This is a genomic window from Nitrococcus sp., from assembly GCF_059432795.1.
In genome coordinates this window covers 1-9,952 of the sequence record NZ_JBXWZQ010000049.1, presented here as the reverse complement: position 1 = coordinate 9,952, position 9,952 = coordinate 1, and the positions used below count along the sequence as shown (strand labels likewise).

General features: G+C 60.6%; 10 protein-coding genes. 3 read left to right on the top strand and 7 right to left on the bottom strand.

The window, feature by feature from the left end; translation table 11 throughout:
• Positions 1 to 127: 127 nt before the first annotated feature.
• The 5 genes from AC52Q4_RS04270 to AC52Q4_RS04250 form a co-directional block, all read right to left on the bottom strand.
• The gene (locus tag AC52Q4_RS04270; RefSeq protein WP_495535565.1) at positions 128 to 1,606 is read right to left on the bottom strand and encodes a HAMP domain-containing sensor histidine kinase; all 1,479 of its coding nucleotides are present in this window, start codon (positions 1,604 to 1,606) and stop codon (positions 128 to 130) included.
• A 20-nt stretch (positions 1,607 to 1,626) separates the two neighbouring features.
• Positions 1,627 to 2,670 carry a Holliday junction branch migration DNA helicase RuvB gene (gene ruvB, locus AC52Q4_RS04265; RefSeq protein WP_495535564.1) on the bottom strand — a complete coding sequence of 348 codons (1,044 nt, stop codon included), beginning with the start codon at positions 2,668 to 2,670 and terminating at the stop codon, positions 1,627 to 1,629.
• A gap of 149 nt (positions 2,671 to 2,819) precedes the next feature.
• The gene (gene ruvA / locus AC52Q4_RS04260) at positions 2,820 to 3,431 is read right to left on the bottom strand and encodes a Holliday junction branch migration protein RuvA (RefSeq protein ID WP_495535563.1); all 612 of its coding nucleotides are present in this window, start codon (positions 3,429 to 3,431) and stop codon (positions 2,820 to 2,822) included.
• Positions 3,428 to 3,997, bottom strand: a complete 570-nt coding sequence (gene ruvC, locus AC52Q4_RS04255) for a crossover junction endodeoxyribonuclease RuvC (protein ID WP_495535562.1) — start codon at positions 3,995 to 3,997, stop codon at positions 3,428 to 3,430. Before ruvC ends, ruvA begins: the two co-directional genes overlap by 4 nt.
• Positions 3,948 to 4,691, bottom strand: coding sequence for a YebC/PmpR family DNA-binding transcriptional regulator (locus AC52Q4_RS04250; RefSeq protein ID WP_495535561.1), 744 nt, complete (start codon positions 4,689 to 4,691; stop codon positions 3,948 to 3,950). The genes ruvC and AC52Q4_RS04250 overlap by 50 nt, the downstream gene beginning before the upstream one ends.
• 370 nt (positions 4,692 to 5,061) lie before the next feature.
• Here AC52Q4_RS04250 and AC52Q4_RS04245 point away from each other — a divergent pair, with 370 nt between their 5' ends.
• The 3 genes from AC52Q4_RS04245 to phbB all read left to right on the top strand — a co-directional run bounded on the left by AC52Q4_RS04245 (position 5,062) and on the right by phbB (position 8,423).
• On the top strand, positions 5,062 to 6,306 hold the full coding sequence (locus AC52Q4_RS04245) for an HDOD domain-containing protein (RefSeq protein ID WP_495535560.1): 1,245 nt from the start codon (positions 5,062 to 5,064) through the stop codon (positions 6,304 to 6,306).
• 461 nt (positions 6,307 to 6,767) lie between these two features.
• Positions 6,768 to 7,265: a polyhydroxyalkanoate synthesis repressor PhaR gene (phaR, locus tag AC52Q4_RS04240; protein WP_495535559.1), complete on the top strand. Its 498-nt coding sequence runs from the start codon at positions 6,768 to 6,770 to the stop codon at positions 7,263 to 7,265.
• A gap of 411 nt (positions 7,266 to 7,676) precedes the next feature.
• On the top strand, positions 7,677 to 8,423 hold the full coding sequence (gene phbB, locus AC52Q4_RS04235) for an acetoacetyl-CoA reductase (protein WP_495535558.1): 747 nt from the start codon (positions 7,677 to 7,679) through the stop codon (positions 8,421 to 8,423).
• Between the two features lie 185 nt (positions 8,424 to 8,608).
• Here phbB and AC52Q4_RS04230 read toward each other — a convergent pair whose 3' ends face one another.
• A complete protein-coding gene (locus tag AC52Q4_RS04230) occupies positions 8,609 to 9,265 on the bottom strand; it encodes an acyl carrier protein phosphodiesterase (protein WP_495535557.1) in 657 nt (218 codons plus the stop codon).
• 27 nt (positions 9,266 to 9,292) lie between these two features.
• Positions 9,293 to 9,721: an acyl-CoA thioesterase gene (locus AC52Q4_RS04225; protein WP_495535556.1), complete on the bottom strand. Its 429-nt coding sequence runs from the start codon at positions 9,719 to 9,721 to the stop codon at positions 9,293 to 9,295.
• Between the last annotated feature and the right edge of the window lie 231 nt (positions 9,722 to 9,952).

Below are 9,952 nucleotides of genomic sequence, written 5' to 3'. Positions count from 1 at the left end.
CTCAGCTCCACAAGCACACTTGGGCCTGAAGGCCGGATGCGAAGCACATCAATCACTTCGACAAAATACCCGTTTAGAACTGCGACACGACTGATTAACGCGTTAGGAGCTAAAGGGATAGGTATGTTCAAGGTTTGTGTCCGGCCGCTGCGTTGACGGCCACAAGCGCCGGGGCCGTGCGACGCGGCAACATGACCCGCAGGCGCGCGCCTGCGCCTTGCATGTCCAAAACGTCGATCCGCCCGTCGTGCGCGAGCACATACTCCCGGGCAATGGAAAGCCCGAGCCCTGAGCCCTTGACGTAGCCTTCGGGCTGGCGCTCGCCCTGGAAGAAGGCTTCGAAAATCCTGTCCCGCTCTTCGACGGAGATTCCTGGCCCTTGATCAGCGACGTCCAGCACGGCGGTGTTCTCGATCTGAAGCGTCCTGATGGTAAGTACACCATGGGTGGGCGAGAATTTGATTGCGTTGGACAGCAGGTTATCCACGACGGTTCGTAGCTTTCCCCGGTCGCCAATGAGCCGGCACTCCGTCAGATTGCTAGTTATCTGCAGGGATTTTGCCCTGACGGCCAGCTTGTGATTCTGCAGCACGGTTTCAACCAACTCGCTCATGTCCACCGGGGCGAGGTTGAGTGCGGGGCGGTGAGCCTGCATGCGGGAGAAATCGAGCAGGTCTTCGATGAGGACCTGGAGACGGCGCCCGCTGTCATGGAGGATCTCGGTAATCTCCCGTTGTTCATCGCTTAGCCTGCCGACGATTTCATCCCCCAGCAGCGCCGTGCTCTCCCGGATTGTGGTCAGCGGCGTCTTTAGCTCATGGGAGACGTGGCGCAGGAAGCGGGTTTTCTCGCTCTCGAGCTCGATCAACCGACGGCGCAGCCAGTCGAGGCGCTCGCCGAGCGCATGCAAATCCTGCGGGCCCGAAACCTCGATCGGCGAACCGAAGCGTCCGTCGCCGAGCTCGCGGATGGCGTTGTCGACCTGGCGCACGGGGCGCGAGATCAGCACCGTGAAAATCGCCGTCGAGATAAGCGTGAGCGGGATAAGCGCAATCGCCAACCAAAAGAGCACTCGCTGAGCCATGGTGGCCGTTTGCTGCATTATCTGGACCTCGTGGTCGATCTGGCGGTTACTCCCCCGGCTGATTCGGTCGGCGAGCTTGTGCAGCGTGATGAAGGTATCCGCAACCTCCTGCTGCGTCATCTCGTGGCGCGCGTCGTCATTCGATAAACGCTGAAACAGGTCGCTTTCCTGCTGGCCGATATCGCGAATGTGGCGGCGGTGAGGCGCTTCGGCGCTCAGATCGCTGAGCCGGCTGACGATGAACTGAAACTCGTCATGGGTCTCTTTGTAAACCTTGAACAGCGAATTGTCTCCGAGCAATAGGTATTGCCGCGCCGTTCGCTCCATGCCGGTGAGTGCTTCCGCCAGACTGCGGCTGCCCTGGATCGCTTGAGCCGCATTGTAGACGGCAGTCTGGGCCTGCTCGGAAAGTCGGTCAACGTATAGGCCGGCGTAGGCGAGCGCAAAAAACAGCGGCAACGATACGACTCCGAAGCCATACAGAATCAGCGTCAGTGTCGATCTCGGGTGGTATAGCTTCATTGCCGTTAAAAGAGCGCGTCTCAAGTGTCGTCGAACAGATCCGGCATCCTCTCGTGAATTCCGGCCGGAGGCGGGTAGCCAAAATGCAGGTAAGCGTTACGAGTCGCCATCCGCCCTCGCGACGTACGATGGATGAAGCCCTGTTGGATGAGGTAGGGTTCGAGCACGTCCTCGATGGTGCCACGTTCCTCGCCGATCGCCGCGGCTAGACTGTCCACTCCCACGGGGCCGCCGTCGAATTTTTCGATAATGGTCCGCAGCAACCGCCGATCCTGGACGTCGAAGCCGTTGCCGTCCACGTTCAGCAGATCCATGGCAGCCGCGGCAACGCGCAGCGTAATGCGCCCATCCGCTTTGACTTCGGCAAAATCGCGCACGCGCCGTAGCAGGCGATTGGCAATACGTGGAGTTCCTCGCGAGCGCTGCGCGATTTCCCGCGCCCCGTCAGCATCGATCGCCAACGCAAGCAGCGCCGCGGAACGGCGCACGATAGCCGAGAGATCCTCGATGCAATAATACTCCAGTCGCTGCACGATTCCGAAGCGATCACGCAACGGGGAGGTGAGCAGCCCCGCCCGGGTTGTGGCGCCCACCAGCGTAAAGGGCGGCAGTTCGAGCTTGATCGAACGCGCGGCGGGTCCTTCGCCGATCAGGATGTCGATCTTGAAGTCTTCCATCGCCGGATAAAGAACTTCCTCGATGACGGGCGAGAGGCGATGGATCTCGTCGATAAACAAGACGTCGTGGGGTTGGAGATTGGTCAGCAGCGCGGCCAGATCACCGGGTTTGTCCAGCACCGGTCCGGAGGTTTGCCGCAATTCCACTCCCAGCTCATGGGCGACGATATGTGCAAGGGTCGTCTTGCCCAAACCCGGCGGGCCGAAAATCAGAACGTGATCGAGCGGCTCGCCGCGTTGCCGGGCAGCATGAACGAAAATCTCCATCTGTTCCCGGACCGGCGGCTGGCCGACGTAGTCGGCTAACGTGCGTGGGCGGACGCTGCGATCAATGGCCTCCTCTTCGCTGGCGGCCTGTGCCTGGATGACTCGATCTGATTCAATCATCGCCAGCGCCTCGCTGTGTGCGCCTGATCAGCCGGACGTATCATTACCATCAGCGTTCGATCGCGTATATGCGTTGGCGCCTTGTCGAGCAGCGCGCGCCGGGTCAATGCCGGATTGCCTCGAAGCGCGCCTGTGCCTGGAGTTGTTCCTCATTGCGGCTTCTGAACGGCCCGGCGAAGAGCGGCCCGGATCAATTCCTCACTGCTGTGCTCTTCCTTGTCCAGGCCGGCCAGCAGGCGGTGGGCTTCAGGCGCCTTGTAGCCGAGTGCAAGCAAGGCATTGACGGCGTCGATGCGAACTTCGCTGGTGCTCTTTGCCGATGAGGCGGCGCCCACGGCGTGTATGGCTTGCGTGTCGAATGTCGAGAGGCGGTCCTGCATCTCGATTACCAGGCGTTCCGCCGTTTTTTTGCCGACGCCGGGTAGCCGGGTGAGCGCTGCGATGTCACGCAGGCGTATGCAGCGCAGGAATTCCTCAGTGTGCATCCCGGAGAGAAAGGCCAGCGCCATCTTTGGGCCCACTCCACTGACTCGAATGAGGGAGCGGAATAACATTCTTTCCTGCTCGGTGTGAAAGCCATAGAGGTTGTATCCGTCTTCCCGCAGGGCAAGGTGAGTACGTAGCACCACCTCCTCGCTCTGGGCGGGAAGCTCGTAGAAAGTGGACATTGGGGCCTCGAGTTCGTAGCCCACGCCCTGGACGTCGATGAGCAGCCGAGGTGGCTGCTTTTCGATCAGAATGCCACGCAAGCGGCCGATCATGTGGGAGTCTCATCTACCCGAAGGCGCGCGTAGCGCTGCTGGTGAGCGTGACAAACGGCAGTCGCCAGCGCATCCGCCGCATCGACTCGCAACTCCCCGCGCAAGCCCAGCAAACTTCGAACCATGTACTGTACCTGATGCTTGTCGGCGTTGCCTGTTCCGACCAGCGCCAGCTTGATTGCGCGGGGCGTGTACTCGGCGATCGACAGACCGTTGCGGGCACACGCGCAGATGACGGCGCCCCTGGCATGGCCGAGCTTGAGCGCGGAGTCCGAATTTCGATGCACGAAAACCCGCTCGACCGCGGCGACGGTCGGCTTATGCTGCGCCACGACGTGGGAGAGTTGCTCGAATAACGTCAACAACCGCTCAGGAAGGGGGCCTTCGCGCACCCGAATAATGCCGCTGGCGACGTAGCTCAGCTTGCGACCATGGGCGGCGATGACACCAAAGCCGGTGATCCTCAGGCCGGGATCGATACCGAGGATGTGCTGCGCCGCGGTGCGCAACAGGCTCTCAGGCTTCGTCGTAGGCTGATTCGAGTATTTCTGCGTTGGTGTAGACATCTTGGACGTCGTCCAGATCCTCCAAATGTTCGATGAGCTTTAGCGTCTTGTGGCCGTCTTCGGCGCTCAGCGTTACCGTGGTATCCGCCCGCATGGTGATTCCGGCGTCCGCCGGGTGTAGGTCGGCCTTGTCCAATGCCTGCTTGACCGTGTGATAGTGTTCAGGGGAACTCAATATCTCCACGGACCCGTCCTCACTCGTCGCTACGTCTTCGGCTCCGCTCTCCAGGGCGACCTCCAGGAGGCGGTCCTCGTTGCTCTCGGGCGGGAAGAAAAAAACGCCCTGCTTGCGGAACAGGTACGCCACGCAGCCGTCCGTGCCCAGGTTGCCGCCGTGTTTGCTGAAGGCATGCCGAATCTCGCCGACCGTGCGGTTACGGTTGTCGGTCATGCAGTCGACCATGATGGCGACGCCGGCCGGCCCATAGCCCTCGAATCGAGCCTCCTCATAGTTTTCCAATTCATCGGCGCCGGCACCGCGCTTGATCGCGCGCTCGATATTATCCTTCGGCATGTTGACGCTGAGGGCGCGATCGATGGCGAGCCGCAGCCGTGGACTCAGTTCGGGATTCGGACCGCCGGCGCGCGCGGCTACCGTGATCTCCCGGATCAGCTTAGTAAAGATCTTGCCTCGCTTGGCGTCCTGCGCCTTCTTGCGATGTTGAATATTCGCCCACTTGCTATGTCCTGCCATGGTTCGCCTCGAAACGTACTCACGCCGCTGGAATGGAAACGATTCGGTTAGTCGGTGGCTATAGCTTAGCGAAGTGTCATCGTAGGGTCTCGCTCCTATGGCTGCCAGTTTCTCGGCGGAGACTATGCAGGCGAATCGCGCGCAGAACCAAGCGTTTGCCGGTCCCGCGGCCGCGCCATCCCTATCCCCTGGCAATGTGCGTGCTCGTTGAACGAGCCGAGGGCGGGCTGCTTTCTTCAGTTTCGAAATGTCCTGTCGATACTGCAGGCAAGCTCTTTTGAGAAAGGGTTAATGTTTTCACGACGCATGGCGTGGGAGCGTTATGGGGGAACCAATTATGTCGAAGCGAGTTGGGACAGAGACATAGCTTATGGCAGGCAACATATCGCGAGACATGCTGGAGGGCCTTATTCCGTTGCGCGAGCTGGATGAGGGGGCCCTGGGAGCGCTGGCTTCCGAGGCGCAGATTGAGGAGCATCCGGCAAAGACCGTTCTCGCTCGCCGAGGCGTGAACGATGCGTACATCCGTTACGTGCTCTCCGGGGAGGTGCTTGTCATCGGCAACGACGGTTCGCGGCACAGGCTCATCGGCATGGGCAATGCGGGAATCGCAGAAGAGCCCTTGGGCCTTGAGGATCCCTATCCCTTCAATGCGATTTCCTGCACTGAAGTCAAGCTGATCTGTCTGTCGCGTCAGCGGATCCAGGAGCAGCTCAAGGCCAACTCACCACTGGAGTATCAAGTCGAGGAGGTGGTGGAGGCGGACGAGGCTGCTGGTGATCGGCTCTTTTATCGCCTGATCCAGGATCTTATGGAAGATCGCCTGGAACTGCCGAGCATGCCTGAGATCGCGTTGCGAGTTCGCCAGGCGATTAACGACCCTGATGCGGGGGCGGGTGAGGTGGCGCGGATCATCCAAGCCGATCCGGTGGTCGCCGCGCGTATCATTCAGGCGGCCAACAGCGCCTCGTTCCATGGCCAGAAAGCCACTGACAGCCTCAGCGGGGCGATAGTGCGACTCGGTCTCAAGAATGTCCGCGACGTAATCGTCGCCGCGACCATGCGAGAGGTCTTTCAGACCAAACACGCGCAGCTGCGCCAGCGCATGGCCGAGCTGTGGACGCATAGCACCGTGGTTGCCGCCATCAGCACAGTGCTCGCGCGTAAGCTGGGGGGATTCAATCCGGATCGAGCCTTGCTGGCCGGATTGGTCCATGACATCGGAGTCGTGCCGATCCTGGCCCACGCTCATCATTACGACGACCTCGTCCAGGATCCGGAACTCCTCGAGAGCACGATTACGGCCTATCGTGGTCAGGTTGGCGCCATGATCCTACGGCGCTGGAATTTTTCCGAAGAGCTGATCGCTGCTGTGCTGGAGGCCGAGAATTGGTACCGAGAGCGCGAAGGCAACGCGGACTATGCCGATTTGATCATTGCCTCTCAGCTGCAAAGCTATGCCGGCACGGAGGCGAGTGGCCATTACCCGAGTCTCGATGATTTACCGGCCTATGCGCGCTTGAACCTGAGCGAGGTCGGCATTTCGGCGCGGGCTCCGATTCTCGAGGAGGCCCACGAGGAGATCGCCGCGGTGCAGCGTCTGCTGACGGGATAGCTGATTACGGGCGCCCTCACAAAGAGGGGGCCGCTTTTTTTAATCGCGACGGTTCCCCCGTTATCAGGCGCATGCTCGCTGCCGTCATTCTGGCGTTGTGCACCAGCGATGACATTTAAGAGCTTTTATGCGGTCACGCATGCGATCCAGCGTCACGCAGCAATCCCGATGAGCGCCGGCTTGGCAATTATTGTGCGCATTGGCGGCGTTAGCTCGGCAACAATGCCATACTATGACCTTGGTGCAAGGCGCGGGGGGGTGAGGCATCGGGCAGCACAGTGCCCCATACCTGAAGGCTCTGCTACGCGCTCGTCCCGACCATTCGAACGGTCAATCCGGGGTCGGCTTCAACCGCGCGAGAAGGCTCGGGCACGTCCCATGGAGGTCGCCATGACCTCTCTGGCGGGATGGGGGGTAAAGCCGGACCAGCGCGGATAAAACGTCAGCACGAGAGGCGCCCTATGTCTAAGACGCGGATTATAAAAAAATATCCCAACCGACGCCTCTATGATACGGCTATCAGTAGCTACATCACACTCGCAGACGTAAAGCGATTGGTGCTCAACGGCGTTGATTTTGCAGTCATCGATGCCAAGACCAAGGCGGATCTGACACGCAGCATCTTGCTGCAGATCATCGCCGAGGAGGAGGAGGGAGGTGAGCCGATTTTCAGCAGCGAACTGCTTGCTCAGCTCATCCGTGCCTACGGCGGCACCATGCAGAATATGCTTACGAGTTATCTTGAGAAGAGCATGGAGCTCTGGGCAGAGCAGCAGCGAGTTTTCCGTGAGCGCACGCGCAGCTTTATCGATGCCAATCCGATGCAGATATTGACCCAGATCGCCGAGCGCAATCTCGCCATGTGGCGGGCAATGAGTGGGCTCAACACCGGCGATCCGGACAAACGCTCTGAGCGGAAGCAGGAAGGGCCCTCTGGCGACAAGACGCAGGACGAGTGAGCGCGCCGATGAGCGAGCTAGGGTGACTGCGTTGCTATCAGAATGACCGCCCGCCTTTGGGGTGGTTTATCTTCTGAGCCTGTCACGCGCGTCTGGGATATTATAGCTCGAGCCGGATCGATGGGCTCCGCCTTGTACGCACAGTGGCACTCCTCGGCCCTCTTCCTGCGCCTCGAGCGCGTTGAAGTACCCTTCCCGGTCCGCGTGGACCGATCATTGACCCCGCGCGTCTCGCGCTTCTATCATGCCCTATGCTATGCTGCGCCGCACAAGACGGTTGACTCGGAAGAGCGCACAAGCCGGTGGAAATACTGCATTTCCAGCGTGCCCTCGAGACCGGATGTGCCGAACAGGCTGTGTTTAGGGGCCGCGAGCGCATCCGCGTAGCAAGCGGGATAAGAGGACGAACGCATGAACAAGCGCGGTGCGTTAGTAACAGGGGGCAACGGCGGCATCGGAACCGCGATCTGCCAGCAACTCGCCGTTGCGGGTTATCGGGTGATTACCACGTGCGTTGACCCGGAAAAGGAAGCTATCGGTGCCTGGCAGGCCGCCCAGCGCGAGCTGGGCTACGAGATCCATTGGGTGGCTTGCGATGTCTCCGAGCACAGCGCTTGTCGCGCCATGGCGAGCGAGGTCGAGGCCGAGCACGGTCGGGTCGATGTGATCGTCAATGCGGCGGGTATTACACGTGACGCCTTTCTGCACAAGATGGAGGCGGAGAACTGGAACGCGGTTATCGGCGTCAATTTGGCCAGCACGTTCAATGTGACACGTCAGTTCATCGGCGCGATGCGGGATCAGGGTTTCGGGCGTATCATCAACATCGCTTCGGTGAACGGCCAGACGGGGCAGTTCGGCCAAACGAATTATTCAGCGGCCAAAGCGGGAATGCACGGCTTTACCATGGCGCTGGCGAAGGAAAGCGCGGCGAAGGGTATTACGGTAAACACCGTCTCGCCAGGATACATCCGTACCGCCATGACGGAGGCGATTCCCGAGAGGGTACGTGAGGCGATCGTGAGCCAGATACCGGCGGGACGGATGGGAGAGCCCAGTGAAGTGGCACGGGTAGTGGTGTTTCTGGCTTCCGATGATTCTCAATACATTAATGGGGCCAACATTCCGATAAACGGCGGTTTGTTCTGCTCCTTCTGAAAAGGGCGCGCCGCCGTCGCAACCGTCCGCTGGCGCGATTGGCGAGCGTGTGCCGTTTGGCTCGCAAGCGTCAGCGGCTGCCGCAACGGGCCTGCTGACCGGAGCAACGCTTTTGCGAGCGCGCGGTCGGTCGGCCCTGCCGCACGGGTGGAGAACAAGGACCCGCTCGCCGAAATGCCTCTGGCTCATGCACTTTTACCTGCTCCACGGGAAATTCTCATCCTCGGATAGGCTTCACACGGTGAGCATTGCAGGGCCATCTCGCGGGCATGGCGCAGCTCGACGAAGCGCTTCAGTGCGGGTAATAGATGCGTGAAATCGCTCTCCAGCTCCCGATAGGCGCCGCGGATCTCGCTGATCCCGCCCAGCAGTGCTGTCGGGCGCGACAGCCTGAATGCCAGCCGAGCGATCGCCACGGCGACGTTGTCCAATTCGCGGTATCCGGTCAGCCAGTCCTCACGCACCATACGCGGCAGCACTCGGCGCAGGCTCGGCGGGAGCACGGCTTGACGGCGATACAATGCCTCATAGACGCGTTGCGCGAACTCATCCAGCGGGCGCTTGCGCAACCGCGGCCAATGCCGCGCTAGAAAATGATCGTAAGCCATATCGACGATGATCCCGGCGCAGCGGCGGCGCTTTGTGCTGATGCGTCGCCGGCTGAGCCGATGGATCGGATGCGCATCGGTGAAGCGGTCTATGGCCCGATGCAGCTTGACGCCGCGATAGATAGGGGAATCGAGCTTTGCATCAATTCTGCCTTTGACGAAATCACCGAGCAGATTGCCAACCAAGGCGGCGTCATCGTCTTCTGCCAGATACAAATGGGCGAGATAGTTCATGCGAGCGTTGTTCCGTACCCGCCGCGCTCAGTGTGTTGCGCCGGGCAGCCACTGACGCACCTCGGCAGGCAGCGGCACGGAGCGCCCCTCACTGTGATGCACCCAAACGACCTTGGCACTGCCGCTTGCGTACAAGGCATTCGGGCGGCCGGCATCGTGAATTTCATAGAACGTTCCGAAGCTGCTGCGGCCGACATCGCCACCGAACATTCGCACGATGATTTGCGTCGGATAGATGATCGGTCGCCGAAACTCGCAGAATGCGTTTACCACGACCGGCCCGACACGCGCGCCGGCGGCGATGGCGCCTGAGATCGACAGGCGCTCGAGCCAAGCCACGCGAATTTGCTCGAAATAGGTAAAATAGACGGCGTTGTTGACATGACCCAACGCGTCCATATCCCCCCAGCGAACCTGAAGCTCGATTTCTTCGAGCAATGTGCGTGTCTCGCTCATGATCGGGTTCCTTCGCAATCGGCAGGCGGTCCGGCTTTGACGCTCGGCAAGCGGGCATTCGGGATCGGCGAATAGCCACCGAGATTGCAGCCGTCCGCCCCGTCGCGGCGGTGCGCGTTGCACAGAGGTCGTGATAGATTTCGGGGGCGGCGCTAGCGGTCATCGGGCGCTCATGAGGGACACAGGGCGTCTGTCGCTGCGAGCCCGGAAGATTACGTCTTCAACCCAAAA

Coding starts and splice junctions, on each gene's coding strand:
- ruvB (WP_495535564.1), bottom strand. CDS start 2,670: ATGATTGAATCAGATCGAGTCATCCAGGCACAGGCCGCCAGCGAAGAG.
- AC52Q4_RS04250 (WP_495535561.1), bottom strand. CDS start 4,691: ATGGCAGGACATAGCAAGTGGGCGAATATTCAACATCGCAAGAAGGCG.
- phbB (WP_495535558.1), top strand. CDS start 7,677: ATGAACAAGCGCGGTGCGTTAGTAACAGGGGGCAACGGCGGCATCGGA.
- ruvC (WP_495535562.1), bottom strand. CDS start 3,997: ATGTCTACACCAACGCAGAAATACTCGAATCAGCCTACGACGAAGCCT.
- AC52Q4_RS04225 (WP_495535556.1), bottom strand. CDS start 9,721: ATGAGCGAGACACGCACATTGCTCGAAGAAATCGAGCTTCAGGTTCGC.
- ruvA (WP_495535563.1), bottom strand. CDS start 3,431: ATGATCGGCCGCTTGCGTGGCATTCTGATCGAAAAGCAGCCACCTCGG.
- phaR (WP_495535559.1), top strand. CDS start 6,768: ATGTCTAAGACGCGGATTATAAAAAAATATCCCAACCGACGCCTCTAT.
- AC52Q4_RS04230 (WP_495535557.1), bottom strand. CDS start 9,265: ATGAACTATCTCGCCCATTTGTATCTGGCAGAAGACGATGACGCCGCC.
- AC52Q4_RS04270 (WP_495535565.1), bottom strand. CDS start 1,606: ATGAAGCTATACCACCCGAGATCGACACTGACGCTGATTCTGTATGGC.
- AC52Q4_RS04245 (WP_495535560.1), top strand. CDS start 5,062: ATGGCAGGCAACATATCGCGAGACATGCTGGAGGGCCTTATTCCGTTG.